This is a genomic window from Leucobacter viscericola (assembly GCF_011299575.1).
GTDB lineage: Bacteria > Actinomycetota > Actinomycetes > Actinomycetales > Microbacteriaceae > Leucobacter > Leucobacter viscericola.
This window is the reverse complement of record NZ_CP049863.1, coordinates 3,339,649-3,363,399: the sequence shown is the minus strand read 5'-3', so window position 1 is coordinate 3,363,399 and position 23,751 is coordinate 3,339,649. Positions and strand designations below refer to the sequence as shown.

At 60.5% G+C, this 23,751-nt stretch carries 19 protein-coding genes and 1 riboswitch; of the genes, 5 read left to right on the top strand and 14 right to left on the bottom strand.

All coding sequences use genetic code 11. The annotated features are described in order from the left end of the window. Nucleotides 1-82: 82 nt before the first annotated feature. Nucleotides 83-1,375, top strand: coding sequence for an FAD-dependent oxidoreductase (locus G7068_RS14710; RefSeq protein WP_166292648.1), 1,293 nt, complete (start codon nt 83-85; stop codon nt 1,373-1,375). A gap of 44 nt (nt 1,376-1,419) precedes the next feature. Next, nucleotides 1,420-1,884 (top strand): flavodoxin domain-containing protein, encoded by a 465-nt coding sequence (locus G7068_RS14705; protein WP_166292647.1) that lies wholly within the window; start codon nt 1,420-1,422, stop codon nt 1,882-1,884. Between the two features lie 20 nt (nt 1,885-1,904). On the opposite strand, the gene G7068_RS14700 is transcribed toward G7068_RS14705, so the two are convergent. The 3 genes from G7068_RS14700 to G7068_RS14690 form a co-directional block, all read right to left on the bottom strand. Then, nucleotides 1,905-2,255 (bottom strand): nuclear transport factor 2 family protein, encoded by a 351-nt coding sequence (locus tag G7068_RS14700; protein ID WP_166292646.1) that lies wholly within the window; start codon nt 2,253-2,255, stop codon nt 1,905-1,907. Nucleotides 2,256-2,326: 71 nt separating this feature from the next. Further along, nucleotides 2,327-3,082, bottom strand: a complete 756-nt coding sequence (locus G7068_RS14695; RefSeq protein ID WP_166292645.1) for a gamma-glutamyl-gamma-aminobutyrate hydrolase family protein — start codon at nt 3,080-3,082, stop codon at nt 2,327-2,329. Nucleotides 3,083-3,087: 5 nt separating this feature from the next. Next, nucleotides 3,088-4,596 (bottom strand): APC family permease, encoded by a 1,509-nt coding sequence (locus G7068_RS14690; protein ID WP_166292644.1) that lies wholly within the window; start codon nt 4,594-4,596, stop codon nt 3,088-3,090. A gap of 258 nt (nt 4,597-4,854) precedes the next feature. Between G7068_RS14690 and G7068_RS14685 the strand changes: the two genes are divergently transcribed. Beyond that, the gene (locus tag G7068_RS14685) at nt 4,855-5,877 is read left to right on the top strand and encodes an agmatine deiminase family protein (protein ID WP_166292643.1); all 1,023 of its coding nucleotides are present in this window, start codon (nt 4,855-4,857) and stop codon (nt 5,875-5,877) included. Between the two features lie 95 nt (nt 5,878-5,972). Here the strand turns inward: G7068_RS14685 and G7068_RS14680 are convergent, their stop codons facing one another. Then, the gene (locus tag G7068_RS14680) at nt 5,973-6,371 is read right to left on the bottom strand and encodes a CdiA C-terminal domain-containing protein (RefSeq protein WP_166292642.1); all 399 of its coding nucleotides are present in this window, start codon (nt 6,369-6,371) and stop codon (nt 5,973-5,975) included. A 282-nt stretch (nt 6,372-6,653) separates the two neighbouring features. Between G7068_RS14680 and G7068_RS14675 the strand changes: the two genes are divergently transcribed. Both G7068_RS14675 and G7068_RS14670 read left to right on the top strand, forming a co-directional pair. After that, a complete protein-coding gene (locus G7068_RS14675) occupies nt 6,654-8,177 on the top strand; it encodes an aldehyde dehydrogenase (NADP(+)) (RefSeq protein ID WP_166292641.1) in 1,524 nt (507 codons plus the stop codon). Between the two features lie 62 nt (nt 8,178-8,239). Beyond that, complete coding sequence (locus tag G7068_RS14670) at nt 8,240-8,623, top strand: META domain-containing protein (protein ID WP_166292640.1); 384 nt, start codon at nt 8,240-8,242, stop codon at nt 8,621-8,623. Between the two features lie 6 nt (nt 8,624-8,629). On the opposite strand, the gene G7068_RS14665 is transcribed toward G7068_RS14670, so the two are convergent. The 10 genes from G7068_RS14665 to G7068_RS14620 all read right to left on the bottom strand — a co-directional run bounded on the left by G7068_RS14665 (nt 8,630) and on the right by G7068_RS14620 (nt 23,530). Next, nucleotides 8,630-8,983, bottom strand: coding sequence for a hypothetical protein (locus G7068_RS14665; protein ID WP_166292639.1), 354 nt, complete (start codon nt 8,981-8,983; stop codon nt 8,630-8,632). Between the two features lie 63 nt (nt 8,984-9,046). Further along, a complete protein-coding gene (gene purH / locus G7068_RS14660) occupies nt 9,047-10,732 on the bottom strand; it encodes a bifunctional phosphoribosylaminoimidazolecarboxamide formyltransferase/IMP cyclohydrolase (RefSeq protein ID WP_166292638.1) in 1,686 nt (561 codons plus the stop codon). 43 nt (nt 10,733-10,775) lie between these two features. Continuing rightward, nucleotides 10,776-11,372, bottom strand: a complete 597-nt coding sequence (gene purN, locus G7068_RS14655; protein ID WP_166292637.1) for a phosphoribosylglycinamide formyltransferase — start codon at nt 11,370-11,372, stop codon at nt 10,776-10,778. Nucleotides 11,373-11,402: 30 nt separating this feature from the next. Next, nucleotides 11,403-12,095, bottom strand: coding sequence for a hypothetical protein (locus G7068_RS14650; protein ID WP_166292636.1), 693 nt, complete (start codon nt 12,093-12,095; stop codon nt 11,403-11,405). 110 nt (nt 12,096-12,205) lie between these two features. Beyond that, nucleotides 12,206-12,775: a nucleoside/nucleotide kinase family protein gene (locus G7068_RS14645; protein WP_205881313.1), complete on the bottom strand. Its 570-nt coding sequence runs from the start codon at nt 12,773-12,775 to the stop codon at nt 12,206-12,208. Beyond that, nucleotides 12,775-14,484, bottom strand: coding sequence for an ABC transporter permease (locus tag G7068_RS14640; protein WP_244304538.1), 1,710 nt, complete (start codon nt 14,482-14,484; stop codon nt 12,775-12,777). Before G7068_RS14640 ends, G7068_RS14645 begins: the two co-directional genes overlap by 1 nt. Next, complete coding sequence (locus G7068_RS14635; protein WP_166292635.1) at nt 14,465-15,547, bottom strand: thiamine ABC transporter substrate-binding protein; 1,083 nt, start codon at nt 15,545-15,547, stop codon at nt 14,465-14,467. Before G7068_RS14635 ends, G7068_RS14640 begins: the two co-directional genes overlap by 20 nt. Next, nucleotides 15,541-15,650: riboswitch (TPP riboswitch) on the bottom strand. Its footprint overlaps the gene before it by 7 nt. A 73-nt stretch (nt 15,651-15,723) precedes the next feature. Continuing rightward, nucleotides 15,724-20,100, bottom strand: a complete 4,377-nt coding sequence (locus G7068_RS14630; protein ID WP_166292634.1) for an SdrD B-like domain-containing protein — start codon at nt 20,098-20,100, stop codon at nt 15,724-15,726. Between the two features lie 452 nt (nt 20,101-20,552). Continuing rightward, on the bottom strand, nt 20,553-21,677 hold the full coding sequence (locus tag G7068_RS14625; protein WP_166292633.1) for a sigma-70 family RNA polymerase sigma factor: 1,125 nt from the start codon (nt 21,675-21,677) through the stop codon (nt 20,553-20,555). 164 nt (nt 21,678-21,841) lie between these two features. Beyond that, nucleotides 21,842-23,530, bottom strand: a complete 1,689-nt coding sequence (locus G7068_RS14620; RefSeq protein WP_166292632.1) for a cell division protein PerM — start codon at nt 23,528-23,530, stop codon at nt 21,842-21,844. Nucleotides 23,531-23,751 lie beyond the last annotated feature (221 nt).

Here is a 23,751-nt window from a genome sequence, read left to right as displayed (position 1 = left end):
ACATTCACACAACGAATGTTTATGGTTACAATTACGCTATTGAGATGCGGACTCGCACACCACCACACGCAAAGGAGCCACGATGACGGGCACTCACCCCCTCCACGTCGCCATCGTTGGCAGCGGCCCCTCCGGCTGCTACCTGGCGCAGTCCCTTCTGCGCAGCCTGCCGGACGCTCAGATCGTGATCTTCGATCGACTCGCATCCCCCTACGGCCTCATTCGTTACGGTGTTGCCGCCGACCATCAGCACACCAAGGCCATCACTCGCCAGTTCGAGCGACTCTTTCAATCCCCCAACGTACGCTTCGCCGGAAACATCGAGCTCGGGCGGGATCTGAGTCTTGACGAGCTTCGCGAGCACTTCAACGCCGTGGTGATCGCAACGGGTCTGAGCGGCGATCACGCACTCGGCGTGCCCGGCGACACGCTCCCCGGAGTCATCGGCGCGGGTTCACTCACCCGCGCACTCAACGCGCATCCCGACGAAACCGCAGAGCTTCCCGCGCTCGGAGATGACGTCGTGATTGTTGGTGCGGGCAACGTGGCCCTCGACCTCCTGCGTTTTCTGGTGAAGGATCGTGAGCACTACGAGGCGAGCGACATTGCAGACCCGCTCCTCGAACGCTATCTCGCCGCCCCGGCGAAACGCATCACACTCGTGAGCCGCTCTGCAGCCGCACTCTCAAAGGGCGACCCGCAGATGCTTCGCGAACTCGCGACGCTTCCTCGGGCTAATTATCGGCTTCACGAGGCATCCGAACCACTCAGTAAGGTGCCATCAGATCGAGACCTCGATCGCACCGAAACGGCGCGAGTCGCCGCCTTTGAAGAGCTCCTCTCAGCGGACCGTGACGCTCAGGGTGGCCCCGAAGTCACGCTGTGCTTTGGCATGTCGCCGCTTCGGGTGCTCGGTGACACTGCGGTCGAGGGTATCGAGCTCACCTCGGGTGAAACAGTAACGCTCGTGCCCGCCTCCGCGACCCTGACGGCAATCGGGTTTGCGCCGACGGGCGCGTTCACTGAGCTGATCACCACCCACGCCAGTAACGCAGAGATTGGTCGCGTTGAACCCGGCCTCTACCGCACCGGCTGGGCGAAGCGCGGCCCTCGCGGAGCTATCCCCGAAAATCGCGCCTGCGCCAAATCTGTTGCCGAGGAAATCGTCGCAGACACGACCTCCGGCTCACTCCCGGTTTCGGCGGCTACACTCGGTTTCGAGGGTCTACCCGCCGAGTTGCGAACACGAGCCATTGACTACAACCAGTGGCTCACGCTCGACGCTCACGAACGTGAGCTTGCTCCGGCAAGTCGAATCCGACAAAAGATTTCAGACCACGACCGCATGGTTGCAATCGCGCGAGGCCAGTCCTAGCCCGCCTCCGTTTCAATATGCGTTCTGAAGAAAGGAAGACCCCAGTGAAGTTCACAGTTCTATACGGCACCGAATCCGGCAACTCAGAGTTGATCGCCGAGGATCTTGGCGCCAAGCTTCGCGAGACTGAACTCGATGTCGAGGTGCACGATCTGCAGGATGTTGACCCCGCAGACCTCACCCCGGAGCGCTTCTACCTGGTCGTGTGTTCAACTCACGGCGACGGCGATCTGCCCAATACCGCAATCCCGTTCGCCGAGGCCTTCGACGCCGCGCTGCCCGATCTGACAGGCCTGCACTACGCCATGTTTGGCCTCGGTGACACCTTCTACGAGGCAACCTACAGCCAGGGCAGCGAGCACATTGATCGCCGCTTCACCGCACAGGGCGCCGTTCGTGTCGGCGAGTACGGCCGCCACGACGCTTCGTCGTGGGATCTCGGCAGCGACCTCGCGCTTGAGTGGCTGCCCGGTGTGCTCGAGGTGGCAAGCGAACCAGCTGCCGCGTAGGGGCGGGATCGTTCGGCGCGCTAGACGGTCGTGAACACCTTGCTCACGATGCGCCACGCGCCGTCGCGCCGCAGCAACCCAAAGTGGTTGCGAAAATTCGCGCCCAAGAACTGCTCTTCTTCGAGGATCGCGCTCGCAACGTTGCCGGTGATTTCAATGCCGTGAATGTTCGCGGTATAGGCCCCGGTAGCAGGCTCGGCTGAGCCGACCACGTTCGCGGCGAACTCCTCGCCACTCATGGTCACGTAGTCATCGCCGAGGTATCCCCACATCGTGGCGTTCTCATCGAACGCGTCGCGAACCGCTTTGGGATCGGCGGCGACACAGCCATCAACGTACTTCTGGACTGCGGCACGAACTTCTTCGGTCATGAAAACAGGCTATGCAGCGCCGCCGATGTTCGATAGTACTGGAGTGCTCGGCTGTTGCCTCAGCGCGTGCGTCAGGGCTTGCTGCCTCGCGTCCGCTCCACGAGGGCCCCAAAAATACGCTCTCGATCGGCAACGTTTGCCTCCGGCTCCTCAGGGTGCCACTGTATACCGAGCACCCAACTCGCCTCGCGATGCTGAGTGCCCTCGACAATGCCATCGTGAGCGAACGCCGTGGCACTGAGCGCCGGAGCCACCTCGGCGACGGCCTGGTGGTGCCCGTTGCGCACGGTAATTTCAGTGCGGCCGAGAATCCGCGCGATCTCGGAGTCTCCCTCTAGGCGCACGTCCTCGTGAATGAACAGCGGTGATCCTGAACCGCCGCGGTGTTGCTCCCACTTTTCGATGTCTGGGATCAGGGTGCCGCCAAAAGCGACATTGAGCAGCTGGGATCCTCGGCAGATAGCGAGCGTTGGCAGGTCCCGCGCCACCGCCTCGCGAATCAGATCGATGCAGTACTCATCTGCCCGCCTGTCGACACCGTACTCGTTCTGGGGCGGTGGACCGGTGTAACCGTAGAGCGATGTGTCGACGTCGCCGCCACCAAGAAACACGATGGCGGCGGCGCCCGCGAACACGTCTTCCGTATTCGCGAGCGCCGGGGCGGCCGAGTCGATGAGTCTCGGCTGCCCTCCCGCCAGGCGCACCGCGTCAAACGCGATGCGCGTGAACTCGTCTTGCATCTGCTGCGCGGCAGGTCCAATACCGGGAAAGGTCACCGAAACCACCATTGGAATCAGCGGACCGCCGCTGTTCGCCACGTCAGCCATCCGAACTAGCGCACAACCGTTTTGATGGCACCGCTCGCGTCACCCGCTGGTGCGTCACCGCGCGCGTAGGCCTTCGAAACGAGCATGTAGATCCACCCAACGGCGACAACTCCGACGGTTGTCATGATCAGCAGGTAGTCCTCGGCCCAACCACCACCGGTCGGGCGCGGCCAGATAATGTTGACCACCGCGGCGAGACCCCACACCAGTGCGACGATGTTGACGGGGTACGCCCAGAAGCCCAGTTGGAATTTTCCGGCGGGCTTCCAACCGAGTATGCGGGCGCGCAGTGCAGCAAGCACGACCATCTGGAACCCGGCGTAGATGCCGACCGTGCCGAACCCGACCATCGCGGTGAGCGCGTCCTCGAGAAACAGTGAGAGCACAACAACCGCCGCGGGAAACAGGCCAGCCACCAGCAGCGCATTGTGGGGCACGTGGCGACGCTCGTTGAACCGCGAGAGCACGTGCGACGCCGGCAAAAAGTGGTCGCGAGCCATGGAGTACACGAGGCGACTTGCGGCGGCCTGCAGGCTCGTAATGCACGACAGGAACGCCACGACGATCACCAGCATGACCAGCGGGAAGATGGGGCCAAATGCGTTGTGCAGCAGCACACCAATCGGGTCGGTCACTTCACCACTTGCAACCGCACCAAAATCGGGAACGGCAAGCACAAGCGAGAACACGAGCAGGTTCGCGGCGAATCCGCCAATGTAGAGCGTCATGCGCATCGCCTTCGGCACACGCATACTCGGATTTTTGATCTCCTCGGCAACGTCGCCGTTCGCCTCAAACCCGTAGTACGCGAACATGCCGATCAGCGCGGCGGCGGCAAACGCTCCGAGGTAGCCACCCGGTGCATCGTTGCCAATGCCCTGGTTATCGAACAGGATCGACCAATCGTGCTGACGACCGAAGAGCAACAGGTAGCCGCCGATCACAACGGATCCCACAAGCTCTGCGATGAGCCCGACGGTTGCGGCCATGCCGAGAACTCGGGTGCCCATGAAGTTGAGAATCGTGGCGATCACGAGGGTGCCAAGCGCAATGAGTACCGTGCCGCCCGCATCGAGTTCTGCACCGAATACCGAGGCGACAAATGGCGCCGCACCGTAGGCGACGGCCGCGATGGTGCCGATGAGGGCAACGACGTAGATCCAGCCGTTCATCCAGGCCCACTTGCGGCCCCACAGACGCCTTGACCACGGATACACTCCGCCGGCCACCGGGTAGTTCGACACCACCTCACCGAAAACGAGGGCGACGAAGAACTGGCCGACGAGCGCGATAACGAGCGCCCACGCCATCGGCGGACCCGCTTGTCCGAGTGAAATCGCAAACATCGAGTACACGCCCGCAATAGGCGAGAGGTAGGTAAATCCGAGTGAAACGTTGCCCCAGAAACTCATCTCACGTTTAAACGTTGTGTCGTAGCTGTAACCGAGTGAGGCGAGATGTGCCGCGTCCTCGTCGTGATCGGTGTGTTCGACAGTTGGGTTCGCTGTATCCATGGTCGTCAGGTACTCCCTTGTACGTTGGCCAGAGAAGCCGCACTCACACGAGTGCGGTCTGATACAACCTACATCTAGATGTTTTAAAACTCAACAAATGATTGAGTAAATTCATTCGAGCATGTCCATTTTGAGCGATTTCATTTATTTATAGATGAATAACCTCAGGCAGAAGTCTTGGCTCCCCTTATTGGTCACTCCGCCAGTAAAGGCTAGGATGATGACATCCATGTCCCCATTCACCCAGGAGATCTCGAGATGACTACGTGGCGCATGCCTATTGAAGGACACGAGCAAGAACGGCTCTGGCTGGCATGGCCCACGACCGGCTACACACTCGGTGACACCGAAGCTGAGGTCGAAGAGGCACGCACCACCTGGGCCGCAGTCGCCAACGCCGCGAGCGAGTTTGAGGCGGTCACGGTCGTTGTGAATCCGGGCGACGAGGCAGTCGCGGCCCGTTACCTCTCGAGCCAGATCGATACGCTTACCGCACCTCTCAACGACGCGTGGATGCGCGACATCGGACCGAGCTTCGTGCTCGGCGAGAACGGGGAACTCGGCGCCGTCAACTACGTCTTCAACGGCTGGGGCGGGCAAGACTGGGCGCAGTGGGACAAGGATCAGCACATCGGCCGGATCGTCGCCGAAGCCGCAGGCGCAACCCTCATCAACTCAGAAATGACAAACGAGGGTGGCGGAATTCAGGTCGACGGCACCGGCCACGTGATCCTCACCAAAACCGTGCAGTTGGATCCGGGCCGCAACCCAAACTGGACTGCTGAGCAGGTTGAGGCAGAGCTCACCCGCACGATTGGCGCAACGAGCGCCATGTGGCTTCCTCGCGGTCTCACACGGGATCACGACACCTTCGGCACCCGCGGCCACTCCGACATTCTCGCGGCGTTTGCGACCCCGGACCACCTGCTCATGCACCGTCAGGATTCCGAGTCGCACCCCGACCACACCATCGCCCGGGCGAACCGCGAGGTCGCCGAGCGCTACCGCGATGATCGCTCCGCCGGCTTCGAGATCATCGATATCCCTGCGCCCACAACACTGCGCGATGAAGAAGGCTGGGTCGACTACAGCTACATCAACCACGTGGTCATTAACGGCGCCGTGCTCGCGTGCTCCTTCGACGATCCCGCCGACGATCAAGCGCTCGCAACACTTCGTGAGGTGTACCCCGGCCGCAAGGTGATCGGGATCGATGCCCGCCCGCTCTTCGCGCGCGGCGGCGGCATTCACTGCATCACGCAGCAGCAGCCGAAGGCGTAGACGCGGTTTCTGCCTCGCAGACTCGCAGCAACGAGAGAAGCGGCTGGCCTGTCCGGGTCTTTCGACCCCAACGGTGAACTGGCTGCCGCTTCTTCCTACAGTGTATCAGCGAGGCGAAATTCAGTCACGTTGCCCATATGGTCAAAAACCATCACTTGCTGAATTCGAGTTTGTCCAAAAAACCGATACCCAATCTGCGCGAGAGCTTCACTGTCCAGTAGCCCACATCGCTGCAAATCGATAACCAGGATTTTGGCCTGTTTCCGACCTCTTGTGAACTGATTGCTGATGGTGCTCGCGCCTGCGCCCTGGGGACTCTTAAACTCCCAGAATTCACCATTTACTGTCACGTCAGGGTTCTTTGCATGCTGTGCGTTGTTGATCCGATTGAACACAACCTCATACCCAAGTTGTTTGAGCTTCTCAGCGGTGGCGATCTCATGCGGTTCGACATGCAGTCCGCTCGGAACCACGATCGAACCTGACGGGCGCACACATAATCTCCTCTCCGAGCCAAATTCAGATGAATTTCACGCTAGTCAGAGCGCCGCCCAGAAGGACGTGATCGGTCGAATTGTGGAAAACCCCGTCGCAATTTCGCAGATTTCCGATTGTTAGCGACTCGCTCAACCCGCCGGAGCCAATACCCGACAGGCACGCACTGCCGAGCATTTTCAAACTGTGCGAGATGAACATCGGCCCGTGCCCTCCGTCCATGACAGACTGGCGGGATGCGCCACGCTGGTGACGCCCTCACAACATCGAAGGATTCAGGTATGACCGCCGAAGCTCTCTCCCCGGAACTCGAGACCATCGTCGCGAACGCGACCGCTGCAGCACCCGCGTTTGCAGCCACCAGCCCGAAGACACGTGCCCAGGCACTCGTTGCTGTCGCTGACGCCCTCGAAAACGCAAAGGCATCGCTCGTTGAGATCGCGATGCGGGAGACGGGTCTGACCGAAGCTCGTCTCAACGGAGAGGTCACCCGGACCGCCGTGCAGCTTCGGCTCTTCGCAGACACACTGGTCGACGGCTCCTACCTCGATGCGCGTATCGACTACGCCGATCCCGAGTTCGCCCTTGGTGTTCGCCCCGACATTCGCCGCACTCACATTCCAGTCGGCCCCGTCATCAACTTCTCCGCCTCAAACTTCCCGTTCGCGTTCTCGGTTATGGGCGGCGACTCCGCCGCGATCCTCGCAGCCGGCTGCCCCCTCATCGTCAAGGCCCACTCCGGCCACCCAGACCTGAGTGACGCCACCGCCGAGGTCGCTTCTGCCGCTCTCACCGCCGCGGGAATGCCCGCTGGCACGTTCCAGCTCATTCACGGCCGCGAAGCCGGAGTCGCCGTACTCAAGGATCCCCGGGTCAAAGCCGGTGCCTTCACCGGTTCAATCGGCGTCGGTCGCCTCCTCGCAGACATCGCGGCGTCCCGCCCCGCACCGATCCCCTTCTATGGTGAACTCGGCTCCGTCAACCCCGTGTTCATCACCGCAGACGCAATCGCCGAGCGCGCGGCCGACATCGCCTCGGGCTACCTGGTGAGCGTTTCAGGATCCGCGGGCCAGCTGTGCACCAAGCCGGGCTTCGCGTTCATTCCGACCGACTCCGAGCTTCCCGCCGCAATTCAGGCCGCCGCGGGCGAACTCCCGGAGCACCGGCTGCTCGATCCTCGCATCGCACGCAGCTTCGAGGAGCGCCGCCAGGCAATCGTGAGTGCTCCCGGCGTGCGACCGGTCATCGAGGGCGGCATCCGCTTCGACGAGGCCGGCCACGGCTGGGCTACGCCCACTATCGTCGCTGTGTCGCTCGAAGACTTCCGCGCGAGCAAGGAAGCCCTCGTCGAGGAGGCGTTTGGCCCGCTCTCCATTCTGGTCGAGACCCCCGCTGGCACGGACCTTGCGGCCCTGATACCCGAGTTTTACGAGGGCAATCTCACGGGCACCCTCCACCTCAGCACCATCGAGGGCACCGGCGAAACCGCAAACGCGGCGGAGCTGCGGACCCTCGTTGACGCGATCAGCCAGCAGGTTGGCCGGGTGCTCTTCAACGGCTGGTCAACCGGAGTTGCGGTGACCCCTGCGCAGCAGCATGGTGGCCCCTGGCCCGCGACCACAAACGACACGAGCACTTCGGTCGGGTCTTCAGCCATCAAGCGATTCTTGCGCCCGGTGGCCTACCAGAACGCGCCCGCGGCATTCCTACCCGAAACACTTCGTGACGCCAACCCCCTCGGTGTGCCACAGGCAATCGCACCCGCGGGCGAGTCGAAGACCTGGGGATCCGCAGCGCAGGGTTAGCCCCACAGCGTTAGCTCAACAGGGGGTAGCTGCGCGGGTGCGCCGGGGAATATGCTGAGGCCATGAAATCAGCATCCCTGCGCACCTCAATGATTGCGACGGCAGCGGTCGCGGCGATCCTGCTCTCGGCCTGTGCCAGCTCGACCGAAAGCACAAAGGGCGTCGAGGGAACCTGGGGTGACCCGAAGGCCAAGGGCTCCCCGTCGCTCGAGTTCACGGCAAACGGTGAGTACACGGGCACCGACGGTTGTAACACCGTTGGTGGCTCGTTTACCGAGGCCAAGGACGGCACCATTGATCTTGGGGCGATGCGGTCCACGCGAATGTTCTGCGAGGGTGTCGACACCTGGCTAGAAACAGCTCACGAGGCGACGATCTCCGGCGACAAACTCGTCATAAAAAACGAAGAGGGCGCCGAAATCGGCACCCTCTTGCGTTTCTCGTAAGTGAGGCTAGTTCCAGAGAACCGCCAGGCAGACGTTCACGATTGAGAGCCCAGCGATCGCCCCGAGCACACCCGCCGAAACGTTTTCCTTCTTGCGGTTCATGAGGATCAGCACAATGATGCCGATCAGCACGAGCAGCTTCACGCCGATCTTCATGTTGTTCGGCTGACCGCCCATCATGTAGATCGTGCCAACCAGCAGCAGTCCGGTCGCAAACAGCAGCGATGCGCCGTGCAGCACACCCGGCAGAATGCGAGCCTTGCCAAGCTTCACGGCGGGCAGCTGAGCCAACGTTCCGCCAAGCACCACACCGAACCCGATGATGTGCAGTACAACTAAAATCCCCTTGACAATTTCCATGGGACCATTCTCTCCTATATTTACGGTCGAGGTCTGCGATGCAGCATTACGACCAAACGCGTCCTAGTGGAAGAAGTGCCGCTCACCGGTGAAATACATGGTGACTCCGGCAGCGGTGGCGGCCTCAATCACTTCGGGATCCCGAACTGAACCACCCGGCTGCACCACGGCCCGCACGCCAGCGTCGAGCAGCACCTGCAGGCCGTCAGCAAACGGGAAGAACGCGTCAGAGGCTGCAACTGCGCCCCTTGTGCGGTCGCCCGCGCGCTCAACAGCGAGGCGGCAGGAGTCGACCCGGTTCACCTGGCCCATACCAACACCAACCGATGCGCCGTTGTTGGTGAGCAGGATCCCGTTCGACTTCACTGCGCGGCAGGCTCGCCACGCAAATTCCAGCTCGGCAAGGGTCTCAGCATCGGCCGGCTCCCCCGCCGCAAGCTGCCACTCGGCTGCGGGCGCAAAGGACCGATCTGCGTCCTGCACCAAAAATCCGCCCGAGACCTGACGCAGCTCGATCGGGTTCTGCTCGAAGTCCACGGGCAGCACGAGCAACCGCACGTTCTTCTTCTGGGTGAGGATCGCGAGCGCGTCCGGCTCGAAGTCGGGAGCAACCACTACCTCGGTGAAGATCTCTGAGACGGTCTGAGCCATTTGAGCGGTCACGGTGCGGTTGGCCGCAATCACACCACCGAAGGCGGAGACGGGGTCGCAGGCGTGAGCGAGCTCGTGCGCCGCTGCGATGGGATCAGCCGCCCCCTCAGGAGCCACGGCGATTCCGCAGGGGTTCGCGTGCTTGATGATTGCAACCGCGGGCCGCTCGTGGTCGTAGGCTGCGCGCACCGCGGCGTCAGCGTCGACGTAGTTGTTGTACGACATCTCTTTGCCGTGCAGCTGGGTGGCCTGGGCGATGCCGGCTCCCTGAAGCTCGGTGAAAAGTGCGGCGCGCTGGTGGCTGTTCTCGCCGTAGCGCAGCACGGCCTCACGCATGCCAAGCATTTCATAGCCGATTGTTGAGTCGCTAGGTGAGGCGTCACTGGGAGCCTCGAAAATCATGTCGATTGAGAGTTCTGCCTCTGCCTCGTCGTCGGCCTCGGCGGCCGGGGCATCACTCCAGGTGGCATCCTCTTGATCGAGGAACCAATTTGCAACCGCACCGTCGTAGTTTGCGGTGTGCATGAAGGCCTCGGTTGCGAGCGAACGACGCAGCGCCAGTGTGGTTCCCCCGGCCTGCACAGCCTCGATGACCTCGTCGTAACGGCCCGGATCCACCACGATTGCCGCGTTGGCGTGGTTCTTAGCCGTGGCGCGCACCATCGCGGGGCCACCAATGTCGATGTTTTCGATGATGTCGGCGGCGGGTTTGCCCGACTCCACCGTCTCCTCGAAGGGGTACAGGTTGACGACCACAAGCTCAAACGGAGCGAACCCAAGCTGGTCGAGCTGCTCGCGATGATCCGCGAGGCGCAGATCTGCCAGCAGCCCCGAGTGCACTGCGGGGTGCAGCGTTTTCACGCGGCCATCGAGCGCCTCAGCGAAGCCCGTAACCTCCGCAACGTCGGTCACTGAGTGGCCAGCATCACGAATTGTCGCGGCGGTGGAGCCAGTGGACACCATTTCGACGCCCGCTTCTGCGAGCGCTCCCGCCAGTTCAAGCAGGCGAGTCTTGTCGCTCACAGAGATGAGCGCGCGGCGAACCGGGATCTGATCTCGATGGGTGTAGAGGCTGGGATCGTGGCTCTGGACTGCCATGTAGCGGACTCCTTTGAGGTGGGTGGTGAAACCTGGTGGTGTTCTAGGGAAGGTTGAGGGTGCCCAGGGCAATGTCGCGCACCGTGCGCACGAGAAGCGGGCGTTCGAGCTGCTTGATGCGCTCGTGCAGCTCGGCTTCGGATTCTTCGGGCAGCACCTCGACGCGTGCTTGGCGAAGCACGGGCCCGGTATCGACACCCTCGTCGATCACGTGGACGGTGACGCCCGTTTCTGTTGCCCCCGCGGCGAGCGCGTCTCGCACGGCGTGAGCGCCCGGGAAGAGCGGCAGAAGCGCGGGATGAGTGTTGATGAGATTCGGCGAGAACTCGCGCACAAACCCGGCGGGCAGGATCCGCATGAGCCCTGCACTCACGACCAGCCCGGGCTCGGGCCCCGTTCCGACGCCGTGTTCTTGGATCGCCGTAGCAAGCAACTGACCCCATTCTTCACGGTTCTCGGAATCTTTCGGGCGCACGATGAAGGTGGGAATGCCGGCTGCGCGAGCGTGTTCAAGCCCCGGAGCATCGGTGTCCGATCCGACACACACAATTTGCGCCGGATAGTCGGGATCGGCGGCTGCCTCAAGCAGTGCTTGGAGGTTGCTACCGCCACCGGAGATCAACACAGCGAGTTTCAGCACCCGGCTAGTCTACATTCCTTGGTGACCCGCTCACGGAGCACTGCACTGATACCCCTCGCACGGCAGCTTGGGGTCGCGCGGTGTCACTCCTTCGGGCACTTGCAACAGCTGCTCCGCCCGGGCTGGCCACGACTCCATCAAGCCTCGCGAGGTCATCACGAATAACGAAGCATCACAGTCCGGATCATACGGCGGCTGCTCGTAGTCAAACGCTCGAAGTTTCTCGGGAGACCATTGCTCCCGAAGTTTCTCACTCGCTTTCATCTCCCTATCTTTTGAGCTGCTCAAGCCCCTGATGTATTCAGAGTTCAGCCCAGTGAGACCCTCGACGCTTGGCTCCGCGGGAATCTCAACCCTCTGCTCTTTCGACAAGCCCGCAGACATAATTTTCGGCACCATCAGGATGGGAATCTGAGGGCCTCGTACAATCAGGTCATAGGTGTGGTAATTGCCCAGCCGCACCTCTTTAGCGGGGTTAGTCGTGCAAGAAACAGTCCCCGCTCGCTGAAAAGAACCGCAATCCGTGTACATCGTCGGAATCAGGCTTCTCTTTCCGCTATTTCCCTTCTGATCGATTACCGTACAAGAGGCCAATTTTGCCGCGGGAAACAGTGGGGCGGTTGCCGGAACTCCCCACGCGATTACACCGCCGATAACCGCGAGTCCTAAAAGCGAAGCAAATGCCTTGGGCAGGTTTCGAAAACGCCGCTCATCAGTATCCACGCGATAAGTATTGCAGCGGGCCGATACTACAAGGGCGCACTCACCGGGTGTGTGGATCCGTTCCCGGCCAGCCTTCCAGATCTGGCCTGAAATATCGGCGAGAGTGCGTTTCAGCGTCGAGAATGCGTCTCGGAGCCGCACTCTCGGCATTGAAACGCAAGCTCGGCAAGTAAGTCGGGGCGAGTTTTAGAGAAGAGGGCCTCCTCTTGAGCCGCCCAGCGATCCCAGTGGGGCGCGAACATCTTGCCGTCGCGGGCGAGGGCTCGGGATCGCCGCAGCTCTGTGGGGCACTCGATCCACACGCTGCGAACGTTCCCTACGTTCTCCCGTACCGCCCAGCCTTCAGCGGCGGCGAGGTTCTCTCGGGTGATCGCGCCGCAGCCCTCAATAATGAGAGGGGTTGTTTCGTTTATCGTTACCCACTCCGCAAACGCGCCAAGCTCCCAGTCGTAACGACGGTACCGCCCGGCAGCGAGCGCCTCAGCAACAGCGCGGGATCCCTCGGCGAGCCCGTCCCAGCCCGGGTACAGGTCTTCCACCCGCAGCACCTGCACGCGGCGCCCAAGCGCCCCCAGCCGGCCAACAAGCTTCTCGGCCAGAGAAGTCTTGCCCGATCCCGAACGACCGTCAATGAGCACAACATCGGCCGTCACGAGCTCAGACACCAGTTCACCAAACACTAAAACTCTCCCCGAAATTCGGATCCAATGCGGTCTGCCCGCAGCCGATCCGCCACCAACATCACCGCAGCGGTGAGCGCACCCAGCACAACGGCACCGGCCAATCCAGCCCCGTAGCTGCCGGGCGCCTGGTGCCCAATTAACTGAGCGATCACCACGGGCAGCGTCTGTTCCCCCGGGCGCACCAGAAACGAGGTCGCCCCAAACTCACCGAGCGAGGCCGCAAACGCAAATCCGAGTGCAAGGCCTGCCGAGCGGCCAACCATCGGCAGGTCTATTGTTCGCAATACTGCGAGCGGAGAGGCACCAAGCGAGGTCGCGGCAAATCTCAACCGCTGATCGATCGATCGCAGCACCGGTAGCAGCGTACGCACCACGAGTGGCAAGGCAACGAGCGCCTGCGCGATCGGAATGAGCGCAACGGAGGTGCGCAGATCGAAGCCGATCCCGAGCGGTTTGTTCATGGTGAGCAGCAATCCGAAGCCGAGTGTCACAGCGGAGACACCGAGCGGCAGCATCACAAGGCCGTCAAAGAGGGACATGCCTCGGCGCAGCACGTCCGAACCGGGTCGGCGCGACAGCACCAACGCGATCAGCACCCCCAGGAACATCGCAATCGCCGCCGCCACGCACGAGATTCGCAGCGACAACCAAATCGATTCAAGCACGGTGCCCTCAATCGGCAAATCAGCAGAAGAAAACAGTGCCGCGTAGTTGCCGAAGCTCCAGGAGCCGTCCGCCGCCCGCAAAGATCGCCCCAGCAGGGTCAGGATCGGAAGCGCGTGCAGGATCAGCACCGTCGCACCAAACATCACGAGTGCTGGCAGATCCGCGATCCCCGGCCGTTTTTCCCGCTGCCCCTGTGGCGCCTCGGCGCGCAGTTCAACCGCGCGCTCCCCCGAGCTGCGCAGTCGGGCAGAAACCGTAAGCGCAAGCCCAACAATGACGAATTGCGCCAGCGAAAGCACTGCCGCCGAGCGCAGATCAAGAAACTGCACGGTGAGCCGATAGATCTCTGTCTCCACGTTGGCAAACTCGCGACCACCGAGGATCAACACGATCCCAAACGATGTCGAACTAAAGAGGAACACCAACGCTGCCGCCGAGGCGAGCGCTGGAACAAGTGCCGGGAACGTAACGGTAAGCCAAGCACGCACGCGCCCCGCACCCATCACCCGCGCGGCCATGGCAGCGCTATCGTCGAGCCTGGCCCAAAACCCACCGACGGTGCGCGCAACAACGGTGACGTTGAAGAAGGCGAGCGCAATAATGATGGCGACAAAGCTGCGATCGAGGCCGAGCCACTCAAGCGGGCCTCCCGGCCCGAGCAGAGCCGTGAACGCCGTACCAACAACAACCGTTGGCAGCACAAACGGCACGGTAAGAAATCCTCGCAGGAAGGCTCGTCCGGGGAAATCAAGCCGGTACAACACATATGCAGCAGGCAGACCGAGCAAGAGTGAGATGACGGTGGATCCCACTGCCTGCAGAATCGTTTGCCCAATCACCTGCCAGGTGCGAGCATCTCCAAATACTTCCGGAATCCCACTCAGGTCGAGCTGGCCATCATTCGTGAGTCCCGTTGCGACCAGCGAGACCACCGGCCACACAAAAAACAGCAGGATGAAGCCGAGCGGCAGCAGGGTGGCGAGCGTCCACCCGAGCCACCGCCCGACATGCAGCGAGTGGTTAGAGGCCGATCTTGTCACTGAGTGTGCGCAGCCATCCCTCACGGCCCTGCTCAATCTTGGCGCTGGGCAGGTCGTGCAGTTGGCCCTTGGTCGGCATCGGTGCAAACTCCGCCCAGTTCGCGGGGAGCTTGACCTCAGCATCCATCGGATACATATACATAGCGTCGGGGATGGTCTCTTGGAACTCGCTCGACACTAGGTAGTCGAGCACCGCCTTTGCACCGGCCTGGTTCGTTGCACCGGCAAGCACTCCCGCATACTCGATCTGATTGGAGCAGGTGTCGAGCAAGGCTTTTGTGGTTGTTGCGGTGCCATCATCGTTTGTCGTGAAGGCGGGCGAAGAGCTGTAAGAGACAACGATGGGCTTTGTACCATCGCCTCCACCCTTTGTGAACTGTCCGTTGTAAGCCTCGGTCCAGCCCTGCTCGATCCTCGCACCGTTGTCGACGAGCTTCTGCCAGTAGTCAGCGAATCCGTCCTCACCAAACTCGGAGACCGTGCCGGTAAGAAAAGAAGCACCGGTTGAGGAGGCAGTCGGATCAAGCAGCACCGTGAGGTCCCGGTACTTGGGCGCGGTGAGGTCTTCGTAGTTCTGTGGCTCAGCGATCCCGCGATCCTTAAACCACCCTGTGTCGATGTTGATGCACGTTGCACCGACATCTACCGGGGTAAGCGATCCCTTGTTGTCGAAGGCGTAGTCGGCAGCGCTCTTGGGCAGACCAGCGGGAACATAGGCCTCCACCACATCGTTGTCTACGACCCGCGAAGCAAAGGTGTTGTCGACACCAAAAAAGGCGTCCGCAATCGGTGCCCCCTTTGTGAGCACCAGTTTGTTAGTGAGCTCACCGCCGTCACCAGCCGAAATGACCTTGACGTCGTAGCCGGTCGCTTTGCTCGCCGCGGCTGCAAACTCCTTGTTCGGAAACGAGTCGTGCACCACGAGGGTGACCTTCTTGGAGTCTTTCTCCGTGGCCCCCGCCTGAGAATCAGTCGAGCACCCGCTCAGTGCAAGACTGACCGCTGCGACAAAGACGATTGGGGCGAACATGGCGCGACGAGCGCGCGCGTGGATATGCGTCATTGAGAGTTCCTTCCTCCGCTGGTATGAACCAGATCAGGTTGAACGGTCGGAGCTCGCGTGCTCCCTCTCAGCCCCTCGCGCAGGGACTCCCGTGGATTGCCCTCTTAGCCTAGTGATTCGGGGCAGTGCACGCTAGTCACGCGTGCACTGCACCGATCCCGATTTACCTCGTTCGGCTAGGCATCACGGCGCCGCCTCAGCAGACGCGACCCGCTCAGCAGAATCCCCAACGCAATCAAAGCTGCAGCAAGTAATCCATACCCCCACAGTTGAGAACCGGTAAGTGCAAGACCAGGCATCAAGCCAACCCCTGAGCCGGTTGTGTCGACACCGCCTGACTTCGGGCAGCTCTTTGCATTGCACTTGAAGGTGTTCACCACCGTTATCTGCAGTTGCTGCATCTGCTCCGGTGATCCTGAAGTCACCACAACCGGCTTGCTCGTTGTGGCACTCACGGAGACCGAATCTGCCCCGCCATTGTCAACCTCATTGCCGAAGCACTTCGCCCCTAGCGGCAAGTACTGCGGTTTGCCGTCGTCTTGAACAAGCATTTTGGTTTGCCCGCCCTTGATTTTCACAGTTCCCGAGTACACCTGAGCTGCCAGAGCCTCACCGTCTGAGGTCTTCTCCTCAACCTGGCAAGTCACAAGAACCGAAAAGACCGCTTTGCTGAAGTGATTCACAGCTTCGGTGTCACCCTTGAGCTTCTTCGAGAGAGTGAGGGTGCCTGCAGAGTAGTAGTTGGTTAATGAGGCAGTTACGACCCCCGAGCGTTGCGTTTCGCTGTCCCACGGCACGCTCACACTCACCGGGACAGCAGCTGCGTCAGCAACTCCCGCGTCGGTTTCGGTCACCTTGCACTCACTAAAAGCAGGCAGCGGACCCAGAACATCTGAGGTCACGGAAGCTTTAGCGTGCGCTTCAAGCGTGACCTGCTGTTGCAACACCGATTCTGAGCCGAAAGTACAAGCTACGTCAAACGTGAGTGATTCGTTCGCGGCGAAGGGCTTAACACCCGTCCCGGCCAGCAGCTTGTTGATCTGCAGCCCTCCATTTGGCAACAGCCCGGCGTCGATATTCGGATTACTCTCGTTGATTCCCAGAAGAACCGGATCGGAGTCGCCGGTTGTGGTATCGGCCTTGGAATTGAGTTCGGGGGTAACCCCCTCAGTTTGCTTTGTCGTGAACTCAGTTCCGTCGGGACGCACAAATGTGACTGTGTAGCCGTTGCTGTCAGATGCACGAAGACCAGCTAGGGTGTATTTTCCGCTTGCGTCGGTTACAGCGGTAACGTCTACCGGGTTGCCGAGATCATCGACGCCGTGAACCCGCACTGTGATTCCCTTTGCTCCCGGCTCAGGCACCCCATTGAAATCATCTTGCGCGCCGTTACGGTTGAGGTCCCACCACACACGGTCTCCTAGCGTGGACGCAACCACAACCTCAGGGCGGTTCAGAGGGCCCACCGCGTTATCGAGGCCGGTCGCAGCTGCCATCACCTTATTGACATATTTGTCTCCAGCTCTATTGTCGATACCGACCAGCGAGACCTCCACTTCGATCACCTCTCCTGCAAGGTAGTCACCCGGGCGCTGAACGCGCACGGCCGTCACCTCACTCAGCGAGGTGGGGCAGGCTCCCACTCCACTCACGACCGCTCCGCCGACCGGGGCGTCACACCACACAGTCAAGCCATCCGCGGCATTTGACGCGTTCTTGGGATTCGCCGAAGGTGCGGCAGCATTGGTGTAGAGCACGACAACATTGGGGCCGCCCTGAGTCGCATTTGCCGACACAAACTCAAACGTTCCGTTGTACGTGCTGCCCGTGCGAGTACGGTCGGGCAATACATCAATGACATCAGGGTTTGACACCGCGCTCGTTGTCGCGACAGGCATGGTGTTTGTCAGTCGGATCGCCCAGCGGTTGAGTTCACGTGTCGCGGCCTCCGGACGGTTTACCTGCGTAATCGGGGTTAGAGAAACTTTCTCGAGCTTCACACCCGCGATGTTGCTAATTTGGACCTGCGCGTTTGCACTTCGCTGAGCAAGCTTCGAGGCATCTCCGTCAGCCCACACGACCACTGTGTTCTGGTAAACGCCGTCTTTTGCGGTGGGAGACACCTCAGCGGAGAGCAAGATCGGATCAATTGGGTCGTTGATCGTGTGCTTCGGATAAGTCCAGCGAATGTATGTCTCTCCCGCCGCGCAAGCTGCCCGCTTAGCGTCGCTCGGGGTTGACCCGTTCACGACCGTGGTCGGGACTGGCGTCGATTCGAGATACGTTTGCGAGGCGGGCAAGCAGTCTTCCACCCACACATCGTTCTCTTTGACCTGTGTTATTTTTCCAGAGGTGAGTGAAGGCGACAGCTTGTACTGAACCAGATCACCACCCGTAACCTGCGGAGGCATCGCAAGAAAATCACCGCTGTCTCCTTTTCGCACCTGTTTCACAATGCGCGCCTGAGCTGTCGAGTAGATGAGGCGATCGCCAGGGCTGCCACTGTGCCCATTCGGATCAGTCACGGTTGCACCAGGAACATAGTTCGAGCGAGTCCAAGTACCGGAGTCTGCGAGCACCTGTGCCATCGAAAGTCGCGCGAAGTTCACTCGCTTATTTGCCGCCCAGTTGGGAATGATATCTCCCACCGCAATGCCGGTATCGGCAACACGCATTCCAATAGAAAGGTATGCCTGCACATTGCTGAATTGCCCCAGCGTGGCACCCTGGGTTTTGTCAAGAACCAGGTGCGCACGCACGCGCCCCACTGCGGTGTAGATTCCTTGCCCTGCGAGGTCAGGATCGTTGCCAGGAACCATCTCAGGCGAGTCGTACCAGGGTCCCTGAGCGTCGCCGCACTCAGATCCCGCGTTCGCCGAGCCTGGCAGCGCCGAATATTGCACCTTAAGGCCGGGGGTTTCGCTCTTATCTTTTGCGTTGCGGATGAACCCCGCGACGTCTTTCACATTGTTGTAGCTCGAGATCCACACCGGGTCTCCCCCGGACGGCAGCTGCTGTCCCTTACCCTCTACTGAAGCGGGGTAGTCGGCAGCTCGCAGATGTATCCGCGTGTTGTCCCAGGCATCGCATGCGACAACACTCACGTCAGCGGGCAAAGCCATGTTGGATCCGCCAATCTGCAGAATGCTGACGACGTCTTGATCGCCTGAAACCGTGATGTTTCCGCTGCCTGCGATGGCTCCGCCGGGAGGCCCCTCGTACAAATAGTTGACGCCACTGAAGTCGTAAGGGCTGATATTTCCGCTAGCCCCGGGCACCGCCGCGAAGGACTTGCCAAAGGTACCCGGCACCTCAATCTTGACGCTTGTTGTGCGGTAGTCGTTCCAATTCAAATCGGGATAGACACTCGATTTCGGGCCGGGCTGGTCGGCACTTGTCTCGTGATCCGTCACGTCGAATCCCGACATGCTGAGGTTTGAGTAAACGTTTCGTGTAGTCAGGCTCCAAGAGTTGCCCGTGTCGACACCAAAGTCTTGGATGGTAGAAACCGGAGTATAAACACGCACGTTCAGCGCAACCGCGTACGCGACGTTTGCGGGCAGAGCTGACCCGTCGGAAGAAGTTTTGGAGGGGAAGGTGCGTAGCGTCATGTCTGCCGCAGAAATGTTGATCGTAGCAGGCTTACCCGGCCCCGGCTGCGAGATCGACAGGTTTCCTGAGTCACGAACTGAATTCTCGGCGGTGTAACTACCCCCGTTGATTTTTGAGCCCGGTCCTCCTGCAAGACCCGAAGTGTTGGTACCAATGCGCGTGCCGTACTTATCAAGATCGGCATTCATTGCAGCGTATTGAGCGGCGCTCAGCCCGGGGTACATCGACTCTGGTGAGAGGTCATCTACCAGTGTGATGTCGCCGATGGCTGGCATCGCCCCCTTACCACCCGCGGGTGCGGAAATGTACAGGGGGTAAATTGTCGACATGCAGGCGATCGAGCTATCCCACGGGCATGACTGCGCATAAGCGCCCCAGGCGTAGCCGCTGTTTTCATACTGGCTGATCCCGTTTTTTGAAAGATCCCACATGAGTTTGGCGGAGGCCTTTACCGTAGGCAGTGGGTCGTCAGCGGGAACCGGCGCGGTGAGACCGTCAGCTGTAATGGAGGCGGCGGGAATCGTTAGCTCCTGCCCCTGATGCGCCAGATTCAGCACCTTGGCCGTTACAAACACGAAGTCCGTCGCTGCGGTTTTTGTTCCCAAATTGCAGGTGAGAGTTTGTTCAGAAAGCTCATTGACCGAGTTCGCCGTGAGAGGCAGGTTGGGCGTTCCCGCTGTGGCCGGCGCAATTTGTGATCCTGGCCCTTGGCAGTAACCGGGCACCTGCGTAATCTCCATGCCCTTCGGGAAGGTCACGGACCAGGTGAGGTTATCCGCGGTTGTGTCAGCTACCGCATACTCGACTCGGTAAGTCACGGTGTCATTCACTCGAACGATGTCGTTCGATTCGCCCGAGTCATTTCCCGGAGAATCATCTCCGGGGGTAAACGGAGCGGTTCCGGTGCTGTAGGTAGAGATCGTAAGGGAAATGTCGGGCAAATCCTCGCCTGACAATAGCCGTTTCGGCATCTTTAGTGCGGGCACGTTGTTTACCGCAGTGCCGGTTTCTTTCTCCGTGGCAGAGGGCCCAGGGGTCTCCGCTGTTCTTCCCTGCGTCTCTGAAGATGCCGTTCCTGCGGCTGTAGAGCTCTGGACTCCATTTTCTTGGGATGCATCGTTTGAGTTGTCTTCCGCCCAAGCCGCACCAACAGGGGTGACGGTAGCGCCAATCAATATGGCAAGTGCGCTCGCTAGAATTTTTCTGCGTCTTCCAGAGTTCATTGTTTGTCTCACAACCACTTGCGTCCTCCGTGTGGGGTCATTTTCTAGTCAGATTCGCGTGTCCGGTCTGTCTTTGCGCCGCAGAGACAGACCGGGGGTAGAAAGAGAGACCCCTAACGCGAAAGACTTTTACGCCACTTTGAAAAGAAATTTTCTGTTGGTCTCAGGGGCTATTCGACAAGCGCCCAGTTTGGCGTTGTGTCGTCCCCCGCAGGCATCGCAGATTCATCAACCTCCTGCTTTGCAGGTTCGGGTTCAGTGTCGGCCCGGTTCTTCTCCGCCTGTATGTCTTGTTTTGTGGGGCGAGACACCTCATTCAACTCAGCTCCCGCGGAATCTGTTCGCCCATTGTCCATTTGCGGTTGTGCCTCCTGCGGAGTCAGGAGAAGTACTCCGGCAATCGCAGCCGCCAAAAGAAAGCCCGCAACAACCACCCGAAGACCACCACCCGGAACCAGACCGGCCCCTCGCCCTACCGCTGCTGCGCTGTCTTTTGGCACCAACGCCAAGCTCGCCGCGGTGCCACCAGCGAGCAGCGGCCCAACAATAAGCCTAAGCGACTGGTTCAATCGTTTGAGCTCAGCGAGTTGCCGCACACACGTTCCACAATTGAGCAGGTGGCCCTCGACTCTTGCCCTATCTCGTTTACCCAGGCCACCGCGCAAGTATCCAGCTAACAAGGCTGCCAACCCCGCGCACTCCGGAGCAGCCTGTTTGGAGTACAACTGGAGGTAGGCCACACGCAAGCCTTCGCGTGCCCGAAATCCAAGAGCGGCTGCAGCTCCCGTAGTGATGCCGAGTTCTTCACCGACTTCTTCGTTGGTAATTCCCTCAACTTCAGTGAGCCACAATACGTGTTGCCAGGGCCTCGTCAATGCGCGAAAGGCTGCCATAAGCTGGTCTCGCTCTGAAAGCCTTTCCGAGAAATCATCTTCAATGAGATTAGGGTGTACAGCAAGCTCCTGGTCCGAGAGCGTCTCGGTGCTTCGGTCAGTCTGAGAAGATCGGAATGCTTCACTCCGAACGGCAGTGAAGAGATACGCTGCGAACGACTGCGTGGGCCCAAGTCCGCGTCTGAGCGCGGCGAGAGTCTTCACAAATGCTTCGGCAACTACGTCTTCCGCACGGTGAGGCGAGTCCACGAGCCGCAGCGCGCGGACATACGCGGCTCTGCGATACCGTTCGTACAGTTCTGCAAAAGCTTCCTGTCTCAGGTGTTCCTGAGTTTCGGGGTCGCCAACGATATCAAGCAGCGTGGAGTCGTCAGATTCAACGCCAAAGTGAATGCGAGCCATTGCGACCTCTGTTTACCCGTTGGCACACTTGCGCGTGTGCCAATCACGTCAGCATTCACCCACCCCAGGTGAATGCCCCGGACCATCGTAAGCGTGACTCGCAGAATTGCATAACCCTGTGGGTTGATTACCAGCGAAAAGTCAACATACCTTTCATTCAGCTGTCAGTCGTCTTCTCGCGAAGACCACCACCGAGATCGCGATTTTGGCTGTTCAGGAGTATCCGGTTCTTCCATGGTGTCCCAGGAGTAAGCGCGCAGCAGCTTTTCCTCCTCCGAAATCTCTTCGTTGACAGCCTCGGGAGCAGTTGGCTCAGGATCGTGAGTGGCCTGGTCGTAAAGTTCAGGGTCACGCGTCGGCACCTCAAACGCGTACGGCTCCGTCACGAGCGAGTCTAATTCGCTCACTATGTCTTCAGCGTAGGCCAGCACGTCCTCAGAATTCGATGCCTCTTTGAGATTTCGAACTTCATCAAGCTCAATAGTTTCGTATTCTCCGAGATGAATGATTTCAGCACCGTCGGTCTGACGCGCTTCATCGTCTTCCGAGCGACTCTGCGTCGCGTCAAGTACCGGAGACGGTTCTGAACCTTCCAGTCCGTCTGTCAGATCGGGCAGCATCGCACGAACCCGCGAGTAGTCCGTCTTGCGAGCAGCGACCCCGAGTACAGCGCCGACACCGAGTTCCAGGGCGACCAGTCCGCCAACGAGCCAGGGAGCAGGCCCCACCGTAGCGAGTCGATCAGGCCCGATGGAACCCGTCGCAAACGAGGCCAACGCGGTGACCGCGAGTCCAGCCAGCACTGCGGCTCCCACCGGAATCACGAGGGCGACCGTCCAGCTCGCCCGTCGAATCTCGCCACGACTCGCGAACAGCACTCCGAGCCCAAGCCCAACTAGCGCAAGCAGCAAGGGGGCAATCAGGCCCGCGCCTCCCCACCCCTGCGGAATGGCCCCAAACATCGGTAGCGCGGGCAAGGGCCCCAGCAGCGCATCAAAGGGCGAGGCAGAGCTCCCCGCACCAACGGCGAATCCCGCTCCCGAAAGCCAAGAGATGCCCCAGATCAGCATCGTCGGCAGGTAGGCGAGTTGCAGAAGGAACAATAGGAACGCGCCCACACCGTCAAGCTGCAGGTTCTGACTCAGGGTCATGATGCTCACGTAGCCCGCAATAATCGCAACCGTGAGGCCGACGCTTGCGAGGCCCACCACACCAGCGAGAAACGCTGCGGCAAGCCTCACGGCCTCTGCAAGTCGTGCGGGGAGCGCGGCCGCACCGGGCATTCCCAGCCGGTCAAGACCCTGCTGCTTCCAGCGCAGGATCGTGAGCCACCACTCGTGTTCATCTCGCGCAGCCCGCACGAGAAACGCTGCACCAGAAGCACAGCCGTAGACCAGCGCTGCGACGAAAATTGCGACCCCGGCAGACCAGGCAATACGACCGTGGGCAAAGGGCACAACGAGGCTTGCAGCCACCGCAAACCCGAGAGCGCCTCCAATGACACCGGCAAAACCTATCCCGCCGCGCCGCCCGAAACGCCACCCCGAACGCATCGCGAGCAATGCCGTAATGAGTGTGATGCCGAGCGGTGCAAGTGACAGGGTGAACTTCAGCGGTGCTGCGGCCAGCCCGAAGGAGATGGCCGATTCCTGCGTCAGAGAAAAGGTGAGCGGAACAAAATGGCCGAGCAGCCACACCGCAGAAATATTTGAGGCGACATCGCCCGGCTCAGCCGCCAGACCGAATGTAACGGTCCACAAAAGCAGTGCCGGTATGGCAACAATCGCGATCCCCGCGATGGCCACGGCGAGCGCTTCTATCGCAGCAACCACTGCCGTCAACATGGGTCTCATCGTCCCAAAGTCTAGCGCTTTCGAGAGGGAGGGAGCCTTGGAGCCCCGAGGTACCTCAGCATGCCCTCAACCCGCACGATCACGGATCAGGCACGCAACGCCTCCACCACGTACGCAGAATCTCGAAACTACTTACCTCACTGAGTCGAGTTCGACACTCGAGCCCTCAACATACGTACTTACTGAAATTCGGCGCAATTTTAGGCCTTGTTTACATACCG

Excerpts from the sequence above, each read along its gene's own strand:
- G7068_RS14710 (WP_166292648.1), top strand. The coding sequence starts at position 83 with ATGACGGGCACTCACCCCCTCCACGTCGCCATCGTTGGCAGCGGCCCC.
- G7068_RS14700 (WP_166292646.1), bottom strand. The coding sequence starts at position 2,255 with ATGACCGAAGAAGTTCGTGCCGCAGTCCAGAAGTACGTTGATGGCTGT.
- G7068_RS14695 (WP_166292645.1), bottom strand. The coding sequence starts at position 3,082 with ATGGCTGACGTGGCGAACAGCGGCGGTCCGCTGATTCCAATGGTGGTT.
- G7068_RS14690 (WP_166292644.1), bottom strand. The coding sequence starts at position 4,596 with ATGGATACAGCGAACCCAACTGTCGAACACACCGATCACGACGAGGAC.
- G7068_RS14685 (WP_166292643.1), top strand. The coding sequence starts at position 4,855 with ATGACTACGTGGCGCATGCCTATTGAAGGACACGAGCAAGAACGGCTC.
- G7068_RS14675 (WP_166292641.1), top strand. The coding sequence starts at position 6,654 with ATGACCGCCGAAGCTCTCTCCCCGGAACTCGAGACCATCGTCGCGAAC.
- G7068_RS14670 (WP_166292640.1), top strand. The coding sequence starts at position 8,240 with ATGAAATCAGCATCCCTGCGCACCTCAATGATTGCGACGGCAGCGGTC.
- G7068_RS14665 (WP_166292639.1), bottom strand. The coding sequence starts at position 8,983 with ATGGAAATTGTCAAGGGGATTTTAGTTGTACTGCACATCATCGGGTTC.
- purH (WP_166292638.1), bottom strand. The coding sequence starts at position 10,732 with ATGGCAGTCCAGAGCCACGATCCCAGCCTCTACACCCATCGAGATCAG.
- G7068_RS14635 (WP_166292635.1), bottom strand. The coding sequence starts at position 15,547 with ATGACGCATATCCACGCGCGCGCTCGTCGCGCCATGTTCGCCCCAATC.
- G7068_RS14625 (WP_166292633.1), bottom strand. The coding sequence starts at position 21,677 with ATGGCTCGCATTCACTTTGGCGTTGAATCTGACGACTCCACGCTGCTT.
- G7068_RS14620 (WP_166292632.1), bottom strand. The coding sequence starts at position 23,530 with ATGAGACCCATGTTGACGGCAGTGGTTGCTGCGATAGAAGCGCTCGCC.